Annotated in this window: 17 protein-coding genes; all 17 read left to right on the top strand. The window is 62.9% G+C overall.

Going from position 1 to position 22298, the window contains the following annotated elements; all coding sequences use genetic code 11:
• Positions 1–92 precede the first annotated feature (92 nt).
• Entirely contained in the window at positions 93–434 is a 342-nt protein-coding gene (locus ACM9HJ_RS05740) for a helix-turn-helix domain-containing protein (RefSeq protein WP_416570743.1), read from the top strand.
• A 20-nt stretch (positions 435–454) separates the two neighbouring features.
• Positions 455–856: an HU family DNA-binding protein gene (locus ACM9HJ_RS05735; RefSeq protein WP_416570742.1), complete on the top strand. Its 402-nt coding sequence runs from the start codon at positions 455–457 to the stop codon at positions 854–856.
• Positions 857–999: 143 nt separating this feature from the next.
• A complete protein-coding gene (locus ACM9HJ_RS05730; RefSeq protein WP_416570741.1) occupies positions 1000–1191 on the top strand; it encodes a hypothetical protein in 192 nt (63 codons plus the stop codon).
• A 155-nt stretch (positions 1192–1346) separates the two neighbouring features.
• Complete coding sequence (locus ACM9HJ_RS05725) at positions 1347–1727, top strand: phage tail terminator protein (protein ID WP_416570740.1); 381 nt, start codon at positions 1347–1349, stop codon at positions 1725–1727.
• A gap of 10 nt (positions 1728–1737) precedes the next feature.
• Positions 1738–2259 carry a hypothetical protein gene (locus tag ACM9HJ_RS05720; protein WP_416570739.1) on the top strand — a complete coding sequence of 174 codons (522 nt, stop codon included), beginning with the start codon at positions 1738–1740 and terminating at the stop codon, positions 2257–2259.
• Between the two features lie 83 nt (positions 2260–2342).
• Positions 2343–2690 (top strand): hypothetical protein, encoded by a 348-nt coding sequence (locus tag ACM9HJ_RS05715; RefSeq protein ID WP_416570738.1) that lies wholly within the window; start codon positions 2343–2345, stop codon positions 2688–2690.
• A gap of 32 nt (positions 2691–2722) precedes the next feature.
• Positions 2723–2992, top strand: coding sequence for a hypothetical protein (locus ACM9HJ_RS05710; RefSeq protein ID WP_416570737.1), 270 nt, complete (start codon positions 2723–2725; stop codon positions 2990–2992).
• Between the two features lie 143 nt (positions 2993–3135).
• Positions 3136–5142, top strand: a complete 2007-nt coding sequence (locus tag ACM9HJ_RS05705) for a hypothetical protein (protein ID WP_416570736.1) — start codon at positions 3136–3138, stop codon at positions 5140–5142.
• Entirely contained in the window at positions 5142–5501 is a 360-nt protein-coding gene (locus ACM9HJ_RS05700; protein ID WP_416570735.1) for a DUF2460 domain-containing protein, read from the top strand. The genes ACM9HJ_RS05705 and ACM9HJ_RS05700 overlap by 1 nt, the downstream gene beginning before the upstream one ends.
• Positions 5501–6118 (top strand): hypothetical protein, encoded by a 618-nt coding sequence (locus ACM9HJ_RS05695; RefSeq protein WP_416570734.1) that lies wholly within the window; start codon positions 5501–5503, stop codon positions 6116–6118. The genes ACM9HJ_RS05700 and ACM9HJ_RS05695 overlap by 1 nt, the downstream gene beginning before the upstream one ends.
• Complete coding sequence (locus tag ACM9HJ_RS05690) at positions 6006–6557, top strand: NlpC/P60 family protein (protein ID WP_416570733.1); 552 nt, start codon at positions 6006–6008, stop codon at positions 6555–6557. The genes ACM9HJ_RS05695 and ACM9HJ_RS05690 overlap by 113 nt, the downstream gene beginning before the upstream one ends.
• The gene (locus tag ACM9HJ_RS05685) at positions 6557–12412 is read left to right on the top strand and encodes a hypothetical protein (RefSeq protein WP_416570732.1); all 5856 of its coding nucleotides are present in this window, start codon (positions 6557–6559) and stop codon (positions 12410–12412) included. Before ACM9HJ_RS05690 ends, ACM9HJ_RS05685 begins: the two co-directional genes overlap by 1 nt.
• Positions 12409–12786, top strand: coding sequence for a hypothetical protein (locus tag ACM9HJ_RS05680; RefSeq protein WP_416570731.1), 378 nt, complete (start codon positions 12409–12411; stop codon positions 12784–12786). Before ACM9HJ_RS05685 ends, ACM9HJ_RS05680 begins: the two co-directional genes overlap by 4 nt.
• The gene (locus tag ACM9HJ_RS05675) at positions 12783–12971 is read left to right on the top strand and encodes a hypothetical protein (RefSeq protein ID WP_416570730.1); all 189 of its coding nucleotides are present in this window, start codon (positions 12783–12785) and stop codon (positions 12969–12971) included. Before ACM9HJ_RS05680 ends, ACM9HJ_RS05675 begins: the two co-directional genes overlap by 4 nt.
• 160 nt (positions 12972–13131) lie before the next feature.
• On the top strand, positions 13132–20697 hold the full coding sequence (locus tag ACM9HJ_RS05670; protein ID WP_416570729.1) for a DUF2793 domain-containing protein: 7566 nt from the start codon (positions 13132–13134) through the stop codon (positions 20695–20697).
• Positions 20694–21617, top strand: a complete 924-nt coding sequence (locus tag ACM9HJ_RS05665; protein ID WP_416570728.1) for a hypothetical protein — start codon at positions 20694–20696, stop codon at positions 21615–21617. The genes ACM9HJ_RS05670 and ACM9HJ_RS05665 overlap by 4 nt, the downstream gene beginning before the upstream one ends.
• A gap of 154 nt (positions 21618–21771) precedes the next feature.
• A complete protein-coding gene (locus ACM9HJ_RS05660; protein WP_416570727.1) occupies positions 21772–22170 on the top strand; it encodes a hypothetical protein in 399 nt (132 codons plus the stop codon).
• Positions 22171–22298 lie beyond the last annotated feature (128 nt).

Here is a 22298-nt window from a genome sequence, read left to right as displayed (position 1 = left end):
CATTGATAATGTCATCAGTCAGCGTATGATGTCGGCTATCATATCCGATACCATTCATGCCTAAGTAACCTGTAGGGGCCGCAAAAGTGGTTATGACGCATCGTGACCTGGAAAAGCCGGGCGACATCATCAGTCAGCGGCGCAAGGAACTTCAGATGACACAGACTGAGGTTTCCCGGACATTGGGTTACAAGAACCCGAATTTCCTGTCGATGATCGAGCGGAATGATTCACTGGTTCCCTTCGACCGGGCGCTTGAATATGCCGCCCTTCTCGAGATCGAGCCCGGCTGGTTCCTGGAACGTGTACTCCGTCATCAATATCCGCGTACGGCCGAATTCCTGTTCAACAGGACGACCCTGGAGCGTCTGTTGAAGGACCGGGAGGCGAGCGACTTGCCTGTGATCACCCCGGGTGAGGGGCGCAAGAGCTGATTTCAACGGCTGGCATCTTGATGCCGACATGTACAAGCGATGCGAGGCGGGCAGACGAGGATTGGGGCATGCCAGTTCAGAGCGACGGATCACCGGAAGACCTTCCCGCAGCCGCAGCCGTGGCGACCGAACTGATCGACATGAAGAACCTCGTCGCCGCCTTGTCGGTGCACAGCGGGTATCCCAAGGAAGTGGTTTCGGCGGTGCTGCTGTCGTTCAAGGCTTTCGTGGCCGACGCCATGGTGAAGGGCAGTATCGTCGATATGGGCCGTGATTTCGGCAAGTTCGAAACGGTGATGATCGCCAGCCGCAATCATCATGTTCCCGCGACGGGCGCCATCATGATGGCTGGGCGCCGCCGCAAGATGAGGTTCCGCCCATCCTCGAAAAGCCTGAAAACACTGCCGTTGCTTGGGGATTAAGGCATGGACTGCCGGGGCGCATCATCTGTGTCAGAAATTTATAGCTATCGGTGAAGATAAATGATAACGGTATAGGTGTTCTGCCCCGACGGAGAATGTCTCCATCGGGGCTGGTTCACTGCCACCTGAAACATCGACGTTGCATGACCATGAAGCACATATCCACCCACGACAATGTGATCGACGCCGTCAAGGAGATGCGGCGTCTCAGCGAAACGACCGGGCAAAGCCATGTCCATGTGCCCGTCACCAAGAATGGGCGTGTGGCCTATGAGGTACGGCGTGTGCAGACGGTGAAGGAGATGCGCCGACACCTTTATGGAGAGGCTGTTTGAACGGTCAGGCGGCACGGGTTCAAGCAGGCGGAATTCCATGCGACAACAGTCATGAATGTGATTTTTGCGTTATGGATTTTTATTATATATATTGATGAATGTGATCGCCAAGGCGACACCCGGCCGGGGGACACCAAGCAGATGGGGATGTTGCGATGATCATCCATGAGTTTCTGAAAGCCGCCGATGCCGCCGGCGCCGGCACCGAGGGGGTTGACCTCTTCCTCGGCGCCGTGCCTGCCGAGATCGGCAGATCGGCGCTTTTCACACCCAATGGCGGTGATTTCCACAAGGACACGAACGGCGGACTGCGTAACAGCAAGTTCCTCGTCACTGTCAAGGACGCCGCCTTCCAGGATGCCTACGACTTCGCGCTGTCATTGATGGGCGCGCTGACGATCAGGCAGCAACAACTCGCAGGGCATTGGGTCTACCACTGCCTTCCGAGTACCGAACCCGTACCGCTCACGTCGGAGGGCAGCGGGGTTTTCGCGTTCAATATCAACTTCGACGCCACGTGGCGTCTGGCCGTTTAAGGAGAGCAAGATGGCTGTCAGTACCGATAAGATCGCCCTCGGCGTCTGCGATGCGACCTTCGGCAGCACCGACCTGGGTGCGACCAAGGGTGGCGTCGAGGTTTCGATCACGACCGAAACCTACGCCGTGAAGGCCGATCAGACCGGTGAAAGCACGCTGAAGGAGATCATCACCGGCACCATGGTCGAGGTGAAGGTTCCCATGCTGGAAACCGATCTGGGCCGCCTGCTGAAGATCATGCCGCAGGCCGTGGGCATCGGCACCGCCGGTTCGGAAGTGGGTGTGGAAATCCGCACCGGCGTCAATGTTGATCTGTCCGAGCACACCGCCGAGCTGCTGCTGCATCCGACGGGTCTGGCCGGTTCCGACAAGTCCAAGGACTTCACCGTCTTCAAGGCCGCCCCGTCGCCGACCTTCACCTTCAAGTACGCGACCGGTGAAGAGCGGGTGTACGAGGTCACCTTCAAGGGCTACCCCGACACCGCCGCCAACGGCAAGATCGCCGCCTTCGGTGCGCCGGTCGCAGCGTAACTCGAGATTATAGTCATCGATGAACTATAATGACAGCGGGTCGGGGCCCGGCCCGCTGTCTTCCTATGAATGGAGGGTTTGCCTTGTCCACCACGTTCCTGAACCTTGATGACCTGAAGGTCAATCGCTCGGTGGTCATGTATGGCCGGGAGCGCATCTTGCGGTCGATGACCGTCCAGGAGTTCGTCGAGTCCGACGGCTTCAAGGAACAGGTCGAGGCCGCGTCCGGCGATACCGTCAAGCAGACGCGCATCGTGGTCGGCAAGTTGCTCGGCTACATGGATGACACCACCGAGGACGAGTTGCTGCGGCTGGACATGGGCCAGTTGATGGCGCTGATCGCGTTCTCGCGCGGGGAGGATCTGTCGAAGAAGACATCCGCATCCGGAGCCGAGACCGAGGGAAACGTGCCGGGCCGAAAGCCCAGCTGATCCAGCTGGATTTCGGCTTCTACTTTGCCCGGATGATCCGGTTCTATGGCTTTGACTTCAATGGGCTGATGCGCCTGCCCATCAGGACCTTCTGGTCGATGAACGCCATGATCGAGCGGGTCAGGAGTGAAGAGGTGCTGGCGATCCTGCCTGCACACGCCGTTACCATGGGTGGTGACGGGGTTGGCAAGATCGTCGACAGCCTTCGCCAGAAGATCGGCACGACATCCGTCGTCGAGCAGGTCGCGGCCACCGAGCAGGACTACGCGAGGATGCAGCGCATGTTCGGGGGCGAGGTCTAGCTTTCACTCACTTCAGTGCCGGTGCCGCATCCGCGGCCTGGCTTCACGGCACCATCACGTGCCACGGCGGCCCATGCCGCCGAACTTCCCGATCCCGATCGGCCGGGATCGGGGACCGCCCGTCTATAGGTATGGAGGCGTAATTGGCTACGGCTGCTGCAAGCAACGTGAATATCGGGTCGCTGTTCGCGCGACTGGATCTCGACGCCGGTGACTTCATCACCGGCCTGCGTACCGCCACACAAGGCATGGGGCAGGCCAGGAAGGCGGCCACGGGCCTTCAGCAGGCAGGTGGCAGGACTTCCAATGTGCTGACGGGCCTGGGCCGCGCCTTCAGTGCCCTGCATATCGGGGAAATCGCCGCCATGGCGATCGAGGCGGGGGAGGGAATGACCGTCCTCAACCGCCGACTGACCGCCCTGACCGGGGCCGCGCAAGCCTATAACGGCCAGAACCAGGATGCGGCGGAGACCTTCAGCTATCTGCGTGCCGCGGCGCTGGGCGACGGGTCGTCGAAGCAGCCCGAAAAGGGAAAGCCCGCATCGCCGCCTGCCGCCAAGCAACCGGAGGACCCGAAGCTGCAGCAACTGCTGTCGCTGGTCCAGAGGTGGGAGGAAGCGAAGGCCGCTCTGATAGAGCTCTATAGCGGCGGCCGTGACGGTGATAAATTTAAATACGGATTGCAGAAGGAACTGGGCGAGGTCGCGGGCGGCAAGCGTGACCCGGAGGCCGTCATCCACGCCGGCAGCGATGCGGATATCCGTGGCATGGCCGTCGAGGGGATGCGCCGGGATGCCCGCCAGGAGACCGCCGCCCAGATGCTCCAGGGCGATGCCCTTTCCGACCGGCAATATCGCCAGGACCTGGAACGCCTGCTCATCGTGCAGAATGCGGTGAAAATCGCCCAGGGGGGGCTGCTCGCCGAACAGATGAAAAGCGAGATCCTCAAGGAGCAGGCGGCGGTATTGCTCGACCAGGCCCGTGCGGCGGAGCTTCTCAAGCGCACGCGGGACCTGGAGTTCAAAGCCTCCGAAGAGGGCATGAAGCAGTATATCGAGGACAAGCAGCATGAGGTGAAGCTCAATGCCGTGCGCCTGGAACAGCATGCGCAGCTGCTGAAGGACCCGTCCTATATCAAGGGCCAGTACCAGAACAGCCTGCGGGACATGGAACAGGAGGGCGAGGAGAACAGCCAGACGGCCGCCCTGATGATGGGCGATCCCGACAAATATGCCGGTGCGGCCTTCCAAAAGGCCAATGGCGCCGAGCAGATGGCCCTGGCCGAGATGTACTATCAGTACAGCATGGGCATGGAGGAGCGCCTGCTGCTGGCCCGGGCGGAAGGTATCGAAGCCTTCGCGACCAGCATGAGCACGGCCATCTCCAGCATCCTGACGGGCCAGGCCTCCATCGGCGAGGCCTTCTCCGGCATGATGAGCGGGATGCTGAACAACATCATCAATTTCTTCGCGCAATGGGTGGCGCAATGGATTGCGGCGCAGCTGATCCAATGGGCCTTCGGTAAGGCCATGCAGGCCGCTTCCGTGGCATCGGCCGCGGGACAGGCCACGGCCATGACGGCGATCTGGGCAACGCCGGCGACGCTGGCTTCCATCGCCACCTTCGGTGGGGCCGTTGCGGAGGGCACGCTTGCGCTGTTTACCGGCGTCGGCGCCTCCATGGCCACATTGATGAGCTTCCAGGCCGCATCGACGGCGGCGAGTGCCGGGGTTGGGGTCGCCCATAAGGGCGGCATCTTCGGCGAGGAGCCGTCGGGTGGCTGGTTCTCCTTCGACCGGCCCATTCGCCCCAACGAGGGCTTGGCGCTGCTGGAGAAGGGGGAACTGATCATTCCCGTCGCCCATGCCGCCGCCGCCGCGGCCGCGATGGCGGCGCTGGGCGTGCCGACGCCGGAAGGCGTCTTCCATGAGGGCGGGGTCTTTCGCGGATCGCTGAGCACCGCCGGCGATTACATCGACCGGCGCGCGGTCGGCGCCATGTCGGCCTCGCGCGTCGAGATGGTCAATTATTTCAGCTTCGATCAGGTGGAAGCGCATCTGCGCCGCAACCCGGCCGCCATTCTCAACGTGATGGCCGAGGATGTCCGTAACCGCGGGACCACCACCCGCCGGATCAGGGGGAACAAATAATGGCATCGACCCTGGTGCTCAACGATATCGCCGCGCCCAGCCGCATCACGAAATTCGCACCGGCGTTCCAGACGAACACCAAGCGCTTTCCCAATGGCCGCCTGGCCCGGCAATGCACGCGCCTGTCGCCGGTCTATAATTTCGAGATCGAGTATGACGCGCTGACGCTGGGCGAATACACGGCCTTGCAGCAGTTCTTCATGGATCGGCGCGGCATGTATGAGAGCTTCGTGTTCCGCGATACCCACACCAACCAAACCTACAATGTCGTGTTCTCCGACGACCAGCTGGCGCGCGAGAACGCCTCGCCCAATGTGCGCGGCCTTTACCAGATCACCATTGAACTGGAGAGCGTCTGATGCCCATTCCCATGGACGCGGCCCTGGCGGCACACCTGGCCCAGGACGAGACGACACCGATCCGGCTGTTCTCCATCGGCGGCATGCCCCGGCTGACCCTGACCGATTGCGAGAAGGATGTCTTCTGGGACGGCAAGGTCTGGCGCTCCGTCGGCATCAGCTACAGCAATGTCGAGATCAAGCTCGGCCTGGAGGTCGATACCTACAAGCTGACCCTGGACAATCATGACAGCGCCATGACGGCCTGGACGCGGACGGCCGACCCGAAAGGGGAAACGACGACCGCCTGGAAGGGGGCGACGAACGGCGTGCTGGACGAGGCCGGGCGCGTGCTGCTGGCCGGCAATCCCGTTCTGCTGTTCGAAGGCCGCAACACGTCGGTCCAGATCGATACCATGGCGCAGATCGTCGTGAAGTCGCTGCTGGACATGAATGACCAGCTGGCGGCCAAGGCCCGGCAACAGGTGACCTGCCGTTTCCGCTTCAAGGGCCGGAACTGCGGATATGTTGGGACGGAGACGTCCTGCAACCTCACCCAGGCCCGTTGCATGGAGCTGGGCAACCAGTCGCGGTTCGGTGGCTATGTCAATCTGTCGAGCCGTTTCCAGTCGCAATGACGTTTGCCGCCGCGCGCTGGCGCTGGTCGGGCGGAAGATACCGTACCGGCATCTCGGGCGTGATCGGCACGGGCTGGACTGCCTGGGTCTGATGCTGTGGGCGCTGGACCAGGTGGACAATGAGCACATCTTGACCGGTGGGGCCGCGGCCTATCACGCGAACCCGGATTGGCTGCGCGACAAGCAGGCCGTAGCCGAGGCATCGGCATTGCTATCGGCCAATCTGGCGGCACACATGGTCAAGGTGAAATGGAATGATCGGCGTGCGGGTGATGTCATCGCACTGTCCTATAAGGCGATCGGTGGGCCTGATCATGTCGGGATATTCATCAATCCCAACAGCATGGTCCACGCTGATTTGCGCCGTGGCGTCGTGATCGACGAACTGGATGGTGATTTGACTTCCCGTCTCTTTGGCTTGTTTCGATGGGGTAAATAATGGGCTTTCTCAAGAAGATTCTCGGCCCGTCCGTCAAAACCAAGAAGCGTTTTGACGCGGACACGACCCAGAAGGCCATCGGCGTGCCGCTGCCGGTCGTCTATGGTCGGGCCAAGGCCAAGGGCAACATCGTTTCCAAACTGTTCTCGGGCAACCAGAAGGAGATGGCCGCGACGGTCGCTCTGTGCTGGGGGCCGGTCGACATCGAGGTCGCATCGGTGCGTGTGCAGGGGAAATATCCCCAGCGCATCAACGGCGCCACCGGGCCGCGCACCGACCCCAAGCTGAAGTCCGACGACTTCCTGGAGAATGTCCATGTCTGGACGTTCAAGGGCGCTCTCCACCAGAATTTGGGTCCTGTCGTCAGCGCCATCACGTCGCTGACCGGCATTGCCAGCCCGACCGGCGGTAACATGAACCGCACGGCCGGCCTGGCCATCCGCGCCAAGTTCAGCTCCAATGTTTCCGACATCGGCGATATCGAAGCCTGGGTGAAGCGCGGCATGCTGTTCGAGGCCGGAGGTGATGCCGCCCAGTATGACTGGCGTATCCCGGCCGGCGGTCTGGCACCGCGTCGTTCCTCCAATCCGGTGGCCGCGGCACTCGACTACCTGTTGAATGTCGATTACGGCCTGGGCATCGATCCGGCCACCCTGGACCTGGAGAGCTGGATCCAGGGGATGAATGTCTGCGACGAACAGGTGGGCAACGAACCACGTTTCAGCATCAACGGCATCTTCGGCGGCGATGATGACGAGACGCATGCCGACGTCATCGAGCGCATACTGGAAGCCGCCAATGCGCAGCCGTTCCAGTATGGCAATCGCATCCGGCTCTTCCTGCCGCGGCCCCGTTCCGTCGTCGCCTGGCTCGACCGCTCGAACTTCATTCCGTCAGGGGCCGAGACCGCCGATGTGATGGAGGTGCCCAACGCCATCCATCTGGAATATACCGACCCGACGGACCTTGAGCGCCGCACCGTGCGCTGGGAAGACCCGGTGCGCATCGCCCGGTTCGGCGAAATCCTGGACGAGGTCCGGCGCCCCGATATCCAGAGCCGCACCCAGGCCAGCCGCATGGCCAGCTATCTGGGCCGCAGCAGGCTGGGCGAGGACCTGCGCATCGAAGGCGTGGCCGACCAGCGGTTCATGAATCTGGAACCCGGCAACCTCGTCGCCGTCACCGCCGGTGACGGCGAGCATACCTGGTTCACGGAGAAGAAGTTCTGGATCACCAGCATCAATCCGGACACCGAGGATGGTGATGTCGGCCTGGAACTGGTGGAATATGCCGGTGACAGCATCTATGACGACAGCACCGCCGACATCCTGGACACCAACGATCCGGTCCGCACCTATGATGACAGCGGATCGTTGCCCAATCCGCTGCGCCCGCCGCTGAACCCGGTCGCCTTCAGCCATCAGATCGGCTTTTTCGAGCGCAATGACCGCAAGGTCTATTATGTCGACCTGTTCTGGGACGAGCCCGAGCAGCCCGACCTGATGCACAGCGCCTTCGTGATCTATCGCCGCCAGACGGGCGAGGACCAGTGGCAGCCGGCACAAACGGTCAATGGTGCCGCCCGAACGTTCCGCGATACGACGGCGGACCTGCATCTCGTGGGCTGCGAATACCTGGTCATCAGCCGTACGTCTGCCGGCATCGAGGCGGAGAAGCCCACGGCGCCGCACATCACCGTGCCGCGCGCCGTCATTCCCGGCCCCAGCAACTTCGTTTTCCAGACCAATGCCTCGCTCGACCCGATCGGGGAAAGCGTGGCGCTGATCGTGTCCTGGAACAATGACGGCCACGGGCCGGGCGTCGAATATGAGGTCAGCTATACGATCGACGGGGAGGGCAGCTACAGCGCCGGCCGTTCCGCGGAGATGCGCATCACCGTGTCGCCGGCCGTCGCTGGCCGCTACGTGTTCCGTGTCATCGCCTATCAAGGCGGGTTGCAATCCGATCCGGTGACGGCTGCCTATACGCTGGACCCGCGCAGCCTGGTGGAGACGGCCAGCATCAGCCATCTGGAACTGGTCGGCGGTGCCAGCGGGGTTGAATTCACCGGTCGCGACGCGGTGTTCACCTGGCGCGGCAATTTTCCCTCCACCAGTTTCGAGATCGGCAACGAGCCCTACGGCGCGGGGTCGGGCTGGAAGGACCCGGCGTTCAAGCGCTATGTCGTGCGCGTCCATGATATCGGGAATCCCGACCGGCCCGTGCTGGTCCGCGAGGATTACGCCGAGGAGGAGCGTTTCGAATATACGTTCGAGCGCAATTCCACCGACGCCCGCCAGTCCGGTCTGTCGGCGCCGCGCCGGTCCTTCATGGTCACGGTCACGATCCAGGACAAGATCGGGCGCGAGACGCAGCCGGCGCGGCTGTCCGTCAGCAACATGCCGCCGCGAACGCCGGACTTCACCATCGGCGCCACCTTCAACAGCGCCTTCGGCCGTTATGAGCCGATCGCCGGCGACGACCTGGATTTCCAGGGCGTGCTGGTCTGGATGGAGGGGGAGGAGTTCGATCCGCAGGCCGGCACCCATGCGCCGCGCTATAATGGCCGCGACACGAACTTCATCATCACCGGTCTGGCGGCGGATACCACCTATCACGTCTATGCCGCCGCCTATGATGATTTCGGCCAGACGGGCCTGGATGTGCGCAAGGTCGGCACGGTCAAGACCGAGCTGATCGACATCGCCCAGCTGCAGAAGAACATCCTGGACCTGTCGGTCCTGGACGAAGAGCTGGTGCGGCGCATCGAACTGATCGATGGCGACGCCAGCCTCGCCGGTTCCGTCAGCCAGCGCCTCGATGCCGCCCAGACGCAGCTTGACGACGCCATCAACAGCGCCCGGCAGATCGCATCGGTCGATACCTCGGCGGCGCGCGCGGACCTGACCAACCTGGTCGCCGTCACGCGGACCGACCTGGAGAATGCGGATGATGGTCTGCGGGCCATCTCCACCGATATCAACGCACGCCTGGACGACCCGGTCACCGGCCTGGCCAAGGCGCATCTGCTGGTGGCCGGGGTGAATGACCGGCTGGCGGAGGAGGCGGCGAACCTCAATGCCCTGATCGGCGATGTGGACAAGGCGCTGAACGACGCGCTGACGGGCCTGCCGGCGACGCGCACGCAGTTCATCAGCCGCTTCACGGCCAACGAGACCGCACAGTCCAACACCGCCACGGCCCTGACGACGCTGGCCGCACGCTATGACGATCCGGAGACGGGCGTCGCCCGTGCCCATGCCCGCGTCACTTCCCTGGCCACCACCATGTCCAGCGCCGACGCCGCTGCGGCGTCACGCATCGACGATATCAACGCTACCCTGAACGACCCGGCCACCGGCCTGGCCAAGGCCCATGGCCGCGTGACGGAGATGTCCAATGTCGTGGCCACGCTGGACAGCGTGACCACCACCCGCTTCTCCGCCATCAGCGCCACCATCAACAATCCGGCCACCGGGCTGCCGGCGGCACACAGCCGCGTCGGCTCGCTGGAAACGGCGGTGGCGAACGAGAAGGTGGCGACCGCTTCCCGCTTCGGGACGATCGAGGCCGGACTGGCCGATCCCGCCACCGGCCTGTCCAAGGCCCATGCCCGCATCACCGATGCGGATACGGCCCGCGTGAATGCCGACACGGCCCTGGCCAGCCGGGCGTCCGTCCTGGAAAGTGCCGTCAACGATCCGGTCACCGGCCTTGCCAAGGCCAATGCCCGCATCACCGATACCAGCAACATCATGGTGTCGCGGACGGACGCGCTGGCCGGTCGGGCATCCAGCCTGGAAACCAGTGTGAACAGCCCGGCTACCGGTCTGTCGGCGACACGAACCTGGATCGGGACGGTGGAAAGCAGCCTGTCCACCCAGGTCTCATCCGTCGCCAGCCGCACCAGCGGCCTGGAAACGGCTGTCAACGATCCCAATAGCGGTCTGGCCAAGACCAGTGCGCGTGTCGGTACGCTTGAGACCTCGGTATCCGCCGTCGACAAGGCTTCGGCCGATCGGACCAGCGCCCTGCGTGCCGAGCTGTTCAATGCCGGCGGCACGATCCCCAGCGTTCAGGCCCGCATCAATGCCGTGGAATCCGTTTCGGTCGGGGCGGACGCGGCCCTGGCCAGCCGCATCTCGGTGATGGAAGGCAAGGTCAACGATCCGGCCACCGGCCTGACGCTGGCGCATTCCCGCATCACCAGCGTCAACGACGCGATGGTGACGCGCACTAATGCCGCCGCCGGCCGCCTGGACAAGCTGGAATCCTCGGTCAACGATCCCGTCACTGGCCTGCTGAAGACGCAGGCCACGATCAGCGGCCGCCTTGACACCGTCGCCGGTAGCGCCACGGCCAGCGCCAGCGCCCTGAACACGCTGTCCACGACGGTGGGAAACCACACCTCGTCGATATCGACGCTGGCGAAGTCGAAGGATGGTCTGGAGGCCCAGTATACCGTCAAGGTCGACGCCAACGGCCATGTCTCGGGCTTCGGTCTGGCGACGACGCTGAAGGACGACGTGCCATCCAGTGAGTTCATCATCCATGCCGACCGGTTCGCCATCATCAAGCCGGGCAGTGCCGGCCGTACCGTGCCTTTCGCCGTCGGCGAGGTCGATGGCCAGACGCGCGTCATCATCAACAGTGCGGTGATCGGCGATGCCACCATCACCGCGGCGAAGATCAAGAACCTGACAGCGGACAAGATCGCCGCCGGAACCATCGATGTTCAGGATATCCTGATCAAGCAAGGCAACATCCAGGTCATTGATCCACGCACCGGTCGCAAGCGTGTGTGGCTGGGCCATATACCCGGTGTCGATTACGGCATCCAGATCTATGACTACGATGAAAAGTTGATCTTCAGCAGCGGGTCCGGGCTGAAGGCGAGCGCCATCACCGGCCTGGGGGCCCTGGCGACCAAGGACAAGATCACGACATCAGAGGTCAATGGCCTGGGGACCCTGGCGACCAAGAGTTCCGTCAGCAGCAGCGACGTTACCGGCCTGGGCTCCCTGGCCACGAAAAGCTCCGTCTCGACGTCGGATGTCACCGGGCTCGGATCGTTGGCGACGGTGAGTCAGCTGAATGCCAATAATATCAGCACCTACATCGCCGGTGCCGCCATCGGTGATGCGCTGATCGGCAACCTGTCCGCCGCCAAGATCACGGCTGGCAACATCATCGCCGGTGATATCCAGGTCGGTGGGATCGAGACCGGGGGTGGTCGGCTTTTCCTGCATTCCGGCACCCAGCCGCGCATCATCGTCGATCAGCCGAGAGAGGGTCGCGAGCCCGTCCGCAGGGTCGAACTCGGCAAGATCGGTGGCACGTCGGTGGATTACGGCCTGATCATCCGGGACCAGGACTCCAAGACGATCCTGACGGCCAACGGCCTTGGATTGAATGTCGTCGGCACAACGAACATCGCCGGCAAGGCGGTGTCGGAGCCCGATTTCGTTGTCAATGGTGACACAATCTGTCCCGCGGGCCGGGAAACCGAATTGGCGCAGTCCGGTACCTATAACGTCGAGGGTGGCGGCGGGATGATCGTGGCCTATGTCACCGTGGATGGCGGCTCGCTCAAGGATCTCGGACTTGAGCTGCGACTATATGTGTCCGCCAACGGCGGTGGCTGGGTACTCAAGCAGAGCGCCCAGGTCGGCGTGCTGACCAAGAATGGCGATACTGTCTTCAGGATTCCGGCCTCCATCGCCACCTCGATCATCGGTGTGAATTCATTCTCCGTGAGGCTGTGCGCACAGCCCTTCGCCATGCCAGGCAATCTACAGGTACTGGCATCCACCGCCCGGAATATCGGCATTGCAATCATTGGGGCAAAGCGATGACAAATATTGCCTATTTCGACGCTGGCGGCCGGTTGCTCGGCATCCAGTCGGTCCGTACCCGCCCTGCCGATGCCGTGCATGAGGAAGAGGTGGAACCCGGTACCGATCCCAACAGCCTGCTGTTCGATCCCGTTGCCGGCAAGGTCGTCAAGCGGCCGAACCCGTCCTTCGACAGGCTGACGGTCAAAGCCGACGGCCATAGCGAGGCGACGATGAAGGACCTTCCCATCCCGTGCATCGTCACCATCGATGGTGACGAGCACGAGGTTTCCGACGGCGTGCTGAAGCTGACCTTCAGCACGCCCGGACGGTACCGGGTGGCGGTGACGCAATGGCCGGTCGTGCCGGTCTTCCAGGAGATTGAAGCAATATGAAGATCAGCCTCGGATTGTCGAAGGTCTCCATCGCCGCGGCGCGTGAGACCGAGATCCTGAAGAACTGGCCGATGTCCAGGCAACTGGAGGCGATGACGGAGGCCGCCATGGGCCGGCCGGAGAAGCTGGCCGCCCTGAGGGAATTCATCATCCAGGTCAAGACACGGTTTCCCTACCGCGATTGACCGGAAAAGCGACGACCAATACCCCGCGCCGACAGGTGCGGGCGGCCGGCAGGTCCAGCCTGGCGTTGCGCTCCCTCCCAATCCATCTCGACGTCAAATTTGACTGGGTCATTTGTTGACGTCTAATATCTACCGATAGAGATAAACAAGGACGGATGATATGGCACAGTACAAAGCCGGGACTGTCAGCGTCCAGAACGGCAGCAGCATCGTCAATGGTGCGAATACCCTCTGGTTGTCCAACATCCTGCCCGGACAGATCCTGTCCCTGGCGGGTGAAGCCGGCTGGTATGTCGTCGCGACGGTCGTGTCGAACACCCAGCTGCAACTGGCATCGACCTATGCGGGGGTGACGCGCGCCGGGGCCGGGTACGGTGTCCATCGTGACTTCACGCCCTATTACAACTTCCCGTTCCCCGTGAACGGCGACATTAACACCGCCGACCTGATCCAGCGCCTGGCGATCGATGTCGAACGCGCGCTGCTGAATATCGATGATGGCCTGACCATTGTCGAAAGCCGGGTTGCCGACATTCCCGGCACCGGCGTCGATGGCCAGAACTACCTGGTTCCGGCTGGCGCCACCGGCGCCTGGGCCGGCCATGTCAACGAGCTGGCCTATTGGGACAGTGCCAGCGCGCAATGGGCGTTCCGCGCACCGTTCGAAGGTTTCTATATCCGCGTCCGCGACGAAGGCTACGCCGAATATATCTATGACGAGGCGGATGCCGCGTGGGAGCCGGGTCCGCTGGGCCAGGGGATCCTGGCAGCCACCAACGCCGCCCTGGCCGCCGCCGCCGCCCGCGACGAGGCGGTCGTAGCACGCCAGGGGGCCCAGGATGCCGCCACGGCATCCGCCGCGTCGCGTGACGCTGCCGCCACTTCAGCTGCTGCCGCTTCCGTATCGGCCGCATCGGCCGCCGCCGCCCTGGTCGACGCCGAGACCGCCAAGACCCAGGCCGAGGCTGCAAAGGTGCTGGCCCAGGATTGGGCCGTGAAGACCGGTCCGGTCGCGGCCGGTGAATTCTCCGCCAAGCATCATGCCCAGGCCGCCGCCACTTCCGCGGCGGATGCCGCCCAGTCCATGACGGCGACGGCGGCCAGCGCCGCCACGGCCGTCGCCAAGGCCGGTGAGGCGACGGCGGCCCAGGCCGCCGCTGCTGCCAGTGCCGGCACGGCCAGCACCAAGGCGTCCGAGGCCGCGACCAGCGCCACGGCAGCACGTGCGTCGGAGGTCGATGCCGAAGCCGCCGCCGATCTGGCGACCAGCAAGGCCACGTCTGCCGGCGGTTCGGCCGCCGCCGCCCTGACCTCCGCGACCAACGCCAATGCCAGCGCTGTCGCCGCCGCTGCCGATGCCGCTCTGGCCGGCGACCGCGCCGCGTCCGCCACGGCGTCGGCGTCCACAGCGGCGAGTGCCGCGACCAGCGCCACCGGCAAGGCCAATGCCGCCGACATTTCGGCCCAGGCCGCCGCGGCCAGTGCTACCCTGTCGGGCACGCGCGCCGATGCGGCCGCGCTGTCGGCCACCGATGCCGCCACCTCCGCCGCCACCGCGACGAACCAGGCCACGATCGCGACCGGCCAGGCCACGATCGCGACCAATCAGGCGGCCATCGCCACCACGGGTGCCACCACGGCCACCACCAAGGCGGGTGAGGCGTCGGCCAGTGCCACGGCGGCGGCCACCGCCGCCGGCACGGCCACGGCCGCCGCCGGCACGGCCACGACCAAGGCCGATCTGACCACGACCAAGGCCGGAGAGGCATCGGCCAGTGCCGCCAGTGCGGCCACCGCCGCCAACATGGCGACGGTCAAGGCCGATGAAGCCTCGGCGTCGCGCACGGTGGCTGAAAGCGCCGCCGCCGCCGCTCTGGCCGACAAGGCCATTGCTGCCACGGCAGCAACCCAGGCCGCCGGCAGCGCCACGACGGCGGTCGCCGCCGCCGATACGGCGACGGCCAAAGCCGCCGAGGCCGTGCTGTCCGCCGACGGTCTCGCCAGCGCCCGCGATACCGCGACATCCGCCAGGGATGCGGCCATTGCCGCCCGTGACGTCACGGTTCCGGCCGCCGCCGCTGCTGTCGGGGCCCGTGATACCGCCGTCGCGGCCGAGGCCGGCGCCCGGAACTGGGCGATCCGGACGACCGGTCCGGTTATCGAGGCGGTGGACGGCAATCCCGCCGAATATTCGGCCAAGCATCATGCGCAGGCCGCTGTCACGTCCGCTGCCACGGCGGCCAGCGCGGCAGCCCAGACGGCATCCGCAGTTGTCGCGGCCCAGGCGTCGGCCGATGCCGCCGCTGGTTCCGCGGTGCAGGCCGCCACCCATGCCGCCAGCATCGGCGACAGTGTCACGGCCGCCACCATTGCCGCCGTGAGCGCGACGGACAAGGCCTCCGTGGCCACGACCAAGGCCGACATCGCCACGGCCAAGGCCGACGAGGCGGCGGCCAGCCGCGATCTGGCCGCACAATGGGCGACCCGCACGGGGGCTGCCGTCGCCGGTGGCGAATTCTCCGCCAAGCACCATGCGCAGGCCGCAGCCTTGAGCGAGGCCAACGCCCATGCCGACGCTGTCATGGCCGATACCCGGGCGGGGGAGGCGGTTGCCGCAGCCCAGGAGGCCGCCAGTGCACGCACCGCCGCCCTGACGGCCCGCGACGCTGCGCAGGCCTCGGCGACGGTGGCCGACAACGCCGCCCTCGACGCGGTTGACAGTGTCCTGGAAGCCAGCGAATGGGCGTCGAAGACCGACGGTACCGTCCGGACCTCCGGCGAGCATTCCGCCAAACACCACGCCCTGGCTGCCGCAACCTCGGCTGCCATTGCGCTGGAAAAGGCGTCCGCGGCGGTCAGCAGCGCCACGTCCGCGGCGGCCAGTGCCGAAGCGGCGGGCGAGGCCGCTGGCGGTGCCGGCATATCGGCCGGTAACGCCGCCGGTTCGGCAACAGCCGCCGCGTCGAGTGCGACGGCCGTGGGCCAGACTTTGACCGACACGCTGGCCCTGATGACCCAGGCCGGCAACAGTGCGGGCAACGCCGCCATCTCGGCCAGCACGGCCGCGACGTCGGCGAGCGATGCGCTGGCGGCCAAGGTCGATGCCCAGGTGGCGCGCGATGCCACGGCTACCCTGCGCGATGCCACCGCGCAGCACCGGCTGGAGGCCCAGGCATGGTCGAGCAATCCGGAGGACGTCTCGATCCCGGCGGCGCCGGGCTTCTTCTCGGCACTGCATTGGGCCTTGAAGTCGCAGGGCTATGCCATCGAGGCGGCCACCATCGTCGGCGGCAATAATTTCGGCATCATCGGTGACGGCACCAGCCAGCGCTTCATCGCCACCAGCCCGGCCGAACTCCTGAATTTCGTCGCCGGTCCCGGCATGCAGCTGACCTTCAACGCCGCGAACCGGGCCATTTCCTTCAACGCGCTGTCTCGGCCGGCCACGGCCGGTACCGGCATCGATGTCGTCACCGACAGCACGTCGGCCCGGATCAGCCTGACCGACACCGGCATCCTCTCCGGCACCTATGGCTCGGCATCGGAGATCCCCATCCTGGCGCTGGATGCCCAGGGCCGCGTCACCGGGGTCACCACCGCACCGGCCGTGACGGACTTCGCCTCGCTGACCGACAAGCCGACGACCATCGCCGGCTATGGCATCACCGATGCCGCCCATGCGACGACCGCGATATCGGTGGGAACGGGCCTGGCGGGCGGCGGCAGCCTGGCCGCCGATCGCTCGATCTCGCTTGCCGACACGGCCGTGACCGCCGGAACCTACGGGGCGGCGGGCAAGGTCGCGACTTTCACGGTCGACCAGCAGGGGCGGCTTGTCGGTGCGGGGCAGATCGATGTCACGCCGGCCTGGTCGAATATCATGGCGAAACCGACCACGATCGCGGGATATGGCATCACCGACGCGCAGCCGCTTGACGGCGATCTGACGGCCCTGGCCGGGCTGTCCACGCTCGGTTTTGCCACCAGGACAGGGTCTGGAGCCTGGGATACCCGCGTTATTGCGGGTACGACAAACCAGATCGCACTGACATATACCTCCGTCGATAAGACGATCACATTTTCGTTGCCACAGAATATGCACGCTGGGGCCACACCGACTTTTGCCGGTGCGACGCTGAACGGCACCCTGACGGTGAACGGGGACATCATCCACAATGGTGACGCTTGGATCAGCGAGGCCGAGACGATCCAGGTCAGCGACAACCTGCTCCTGATCAACAAGGGCGAGGTGGGTTCTGGTGTCACTGCCGGTACTGCTGGTGTGGAAGTTGAACGCGGTTCCTCTCCGAACTTCCTGCTCGTGTTCGAGGAGACGCGGGGCAAGTTCGTCGTGGGCGTGGATGGATCTACACAGGTCGTGGCCACCCGTGAGGATAGCCCCATCTCCGGTGGGTATGCCAAGTACAACGCTGCCCAGAACCGTTTTGATACGGTGAATGCCGCCACGCTGCTGTCCGACTTGGGGGCCGTGCCGACGTCGCGCACCGTGTCTGCGGGCACCGGCCTGTCCGGTGGTGGCGATCTGTCGGCCAATCGCACGCTGGCTTTGGCCAACACGGCGGTGACGGCCGGGTCCTATGGGTCCGGCACGGCGGTGGGTACCTTCACGGTCGACCAGCAGGGTCGTCTCACCGTCGCCGGGACTGCGAATATCGCATTCCCGGTGACGAGCGTATTCGGGCGCACTGGCGCGGTGACTCTCACGTCGTCGGACGTGACGACGGCCCTGGGCTATACACCGGCTGGTCTCACTGGGGCGACGTTTACCGGTAATATCACCATAGCCAACGCCAGCCCGCTCATGGTGTTCGACGAGACCGATCAGTCCGGGGCTCTTGGGCTTTGGCGGTTTGTCGCCAGTGGTAACGGGTTCACTCTGCGAAAGAACACCGCTGCCGGCCGGGATTTCAGCACGGAAACGAATGCCATTACTGTCAGCAGCGTCAATGAGGTGACACTCGCGGGCAATACCTCCGCCCCCCGGTTCATCTCCACTGTCCCCACAGGTATGTCTCCGCTGATAGCATCCTCTACTACTATATGTACGAACTTGAACGCCGACATGGTGGACGGCCTCCATGCCAGCCAGTTCCTGCGCAACGACGCGGGTGTGGATTGGCAAGGGTCGGCCTCCGGCCTGTTTCGTATTCGTCAGGTCGCCACGGTCGGCACGAACACCAGTAACATCAACACCCTGGAGGTCTATCAGGCGACGGCGGCCAACGATGCCTTCATGAGCTTTCACGTGTCGGGTGACTACGGTGTCCACTTCGGCCTGGACAACGTAACGAACGATCTGTTCGTCGGCGGCTTCACCATGGGGGCGGTCAAGAACAAGGTCTGGCACGCGGGCAACGATGGCTCGGGTTCCGGTCTCGATGCCGACATGCTTGACGGTTACAACGCCGCCACGTCTCCCACGGCTTCGACGGTGGCCGTGCGTAATGGTTCCGGTCATCTGGTTGCTGGCGGCCTGGTCTCCGAAGGGGTGACCCCGCGCAACTGGATGATTGAAACCGACGGGGGAACGAACGCCAAATATTGGGATACGGTCGTCAACGGCGAGGTCATGTACTTCCGCACCGTCAACGATGCCCAGGATACGGCCATCAACTGGCTGACGGTGGCGCGTTCCGGGATTACCCCGAGCCTCATTACGCTCAACGCCGCTGTTGTCCGGGTTTCTCCCACCAGCGGGAACGCGGATTTCGTATTGGACGCCGCCGCCGGCCAGTATCGGTCGATCAGCGCCAGAACAGCAGGCGTCAACCGATGGATTTTCGGCGCGGATGCCGGGGCCGAGGGCGGCGGCAATACCGGCAGCCACTGGTTCATCAATCGTCACAACGATGCCGGAACGTTTGTCGACACGCCCTTCATGATCCGGCGCAACGACGGCGTGGCGGTATTCGCCAATACGCCGCTGGTTGGTGCCAACGCGATTTGGCATGCCGGCAACATCACGCCGATGTCTGTGGCCGGGGCGACATTGTCTGCCGACTTCGTGATCAGGAGCAGTACCGGAGCAACCAGCACTTTCCGTTCCAATAACAATCCGCCCGATTTTCGCCGAGATATCGCGGGTATGGACTCGCGTCTTGTTTTGACCAATGCCGGTATTACGGCTGCCGGCCATGGTAGTGTCTTCTGCTTTATGGGTGGGACCGGCGGCACGCCAGGTGGTGTCTCCGGGTGCATATCAGTTGTTTCTACTGACACTTGGGCTGCCTCTGGCAATCGTTCGGCAAAGATCGTGTTCAGTTACGCCCAAGCCGGTACGCTGGTTGAGGGCTTGACCTTGGGCAACAACACCATCTCCACCCCCGGTGACGTGGTCGTGGGGGGCGGGGTGACGGCAGGCAGCCTGGAGACGGAATACCTTCTGGAGGTCGGCACTACGCTTCGGGTCGACGAAACGGTACAGGAAGCCACGGTAACCGGAACCTTGATCGTTGATGGTGCCCTTGTCGCCAATCTGGAAGCCGGCAATCTGACCTCCGGCACGGTCCCGGCCGCTCGCCTGGGTTCTGGTACCGCCAATACCACCACTTTTCTACGGGGAGATAATTCCTGGCAGACCGTTACGGCCGGGTTGACCGTCACCAACGATAACACCCAGGATGCCACCCATTATATACCATTCCTCTCCACAACCTCAGGCGTTATCTCCGCGGCGGAGGTGTCGAGCAGCAAGCTGACATTCAATCCGGCTGCCGGGGTTCTGAGCGCGTATGCATTGTCGGTCTACTCTTCCTTCAATGTCGGTGACACTATTACCGTAAATAATTTCACAATGCACACCACATTGGGTGGTCCATTATTCTTGACGGAAGGTGATATTAATCTATCGCAAGGGCAATATAATGGTAATGGTGGTGGGATAACAAATCTCAACGCTGGTAATATTAGTAGCGGTACGGTGCCAACTGCCCGCCTGGGCACCGGCACGGCCAATAACACCACGTTCCTGCGAGGGGATGGCACCTGGGCTTCGGCAGGCGGTCTTGCTGTTACCGATGATACCTCTCAGAACGCCACGCATTATGTGCCGTTCTTCTCCGCAACTTCCGGAATCGTTGCCGCCGCTGAGGTTTCCAGCACGAAGCTGACCTTCAATCCGTCCACGGGGACGCTGTCGGCCACCGCGTTTTCTGGCTCCGGCGCATCTTTGACTGCTTTGAATGCCGGTAACTTGTCCACGGGCACGGTGCCTGCGGTCCGGTTGGGTTCTGGCACAGCCAACAATACAGCTTTCCTGCGTGGAGATAACACGTGGCAGGCCATATCGGCGGCGGCAGTCTCTTTCCTTCCGACCGGCAATATCGCCGCCACCAATGTGCAGGCGGCCATCCAGGAATTGGATACCGAAGCAGGGTGCGATGTCATTGTCGCTTCCTATAGTGGTGGAATGTTGACATTGGACTTGGCTGGCCGCCGCACGGCGTTGTTCACGCATACATCCACCGCGAATATCAGCGGGGTTACGCTTGCCGGTGCTCCGAGTTCCGGGGAGGCCGTATATATACTCCGCATAACTAATGGTGGCGCTTTTTCTTATGTAAATCCAAGCAACACCCAGGCCCCTGGCGGCGTGTCCCAAGGGATTGGGATCCTTACCACGTCCGGTGTCGATGAAATCATGTATCGCCGGTCTTCGGACGGGGGGCGTGTGGTTGCGGCTATCCAGAAGGATATCAAGGCATGACGGTTGGAGCTTTCCTGCATCAGTTCAAATCGAACAGATTGCCTGCGCCCGTCTTGGGCCAAGTATTTGCCCAAGGCTTATACAGCGGATCAGGCTCATTCTCGGTATCTCCCGGGATCAACCTAACCAGCAATGGAGGAGCCGTCTGGTATAAAAGGGATAGCGGCTCTTCCAGTCACAGGTTCGCCTTCACCAGCGGCCAGGTCGTATATCCGGATGACCCCGATCCAGCGAATACGACTGGTGAGAGCGTGAGCTACGGAACCGCGGGATTCAGCGTCAATGGTGGGTCTGCGGCCAATGGCAATGGCTTCTACAGCATTTTCCGGAACGCGCGGCGCTTTGTGGACGTCCAGACTTTTGTGTTGGGTTCTGGGAATAACGTCATCAATCATAACCTTGGCGTGACCCCTGGGGTCGTATTCCTGAAATGCACCACGACCACGGACAGCTGGTACTGCTTCTTTCCGGTTGTGTCGCTTTCTGAATGCGTGAAGCTTGATATCAACGAATCTGCAACGAACAGATCGCTTGTCAGCGTGTCAAATAGCCAGATCACTGTGTCTTCTACGACCTCTGTTACTGCTATTGGGCATACTTATGTAGCTTATATTTTTGCAAATGACACTGAAGGTGACGGTATTATCCGATCTGGACAATATGTCGGTCAGGATTTTGCTCAGCAGATCAGTATAGGATGGAACCCTCAATGGATAATCATCAAGAATAGGAGCAGTTCAGATGGGTGGTTTCTGCGAAATTCCATGATGCCAGCGGATAGCTATATGTCACCTGATGGGTATGGTGGATATAACATGATATATGGCTTTTCTATGAACGCATCTGGTGTGTCTGTTCCTGTTTCTACTATCGTGAACTCTTCCGGAAATCTTTACAATTGGTTGGCTGTTAGAGCTTAGCGCCATCCTTGGTGAGCTTATCCTTTGTTTTGCTCACGATCGAACTTGCGCAGCCCAACGAATTGCACCTCACGTAGCTCTCGAAGGCCCTTGAATTATCTTCATCGATGAAGTATGTATAATTCCGTTCTAACAAACCTTGAGGCTCACTCCCATGAAAATCGAATGCTTCCGCGTCTCGCCCGCCATCAATGTCCTGGGCCTGCTGGCTGGCAAGTCCCTCAATGCCGGTCTGGCGCTGTCCATCGTCCGCGCCGGCCGCACATTGAACCAGGCTGCCGAGGATATCGAGGCGCAGCGCATCGCCCTGCTGAAGAAGCACAGCGTGCTGGGCGAGGATGGCGAGCCGGTGATCGTCCAGAAGGATGACGGTACCGGCAAGAGTGTCGGCGTCTGCCAGCTGCGGGATGAGGCCGCCTTCCAGCGTGAATTTGTCGACCTGATGGGTACCGAGGTCGATCTGGGGATCAAGCCGATCAGCGCCGCCTTGCTGGGCGACCTGGCGATTTCCGCCAACGAGATCGCTGCCCTTGAGTTCCTGTTCGCCGACTGATCCCGCCACGGCGCTCCTCCCGCCGTGGCTGCCTCGACGGCTCATGAGCATCCGTGCTCATGAGCCGTTTCCTTTAGGCCGGGGATAGGTGGATTTATCCGCATTATCAGCGATGTACGTAAATCATG

Origin of the sequence: Niveispirillum sp. KHB5.9, from assembly GCF_048066115.1 — a bacterium.
GTDB lineage: Bacteria > Pseudomonadota > Alphaproteobacteria > Azospirillales > Azospirillaceae > Niveispirillum.
Note: the sequence above shows the minus strand (reverse complement) of the source record. Positions and strands in the feature narration are given on the sequence as shown.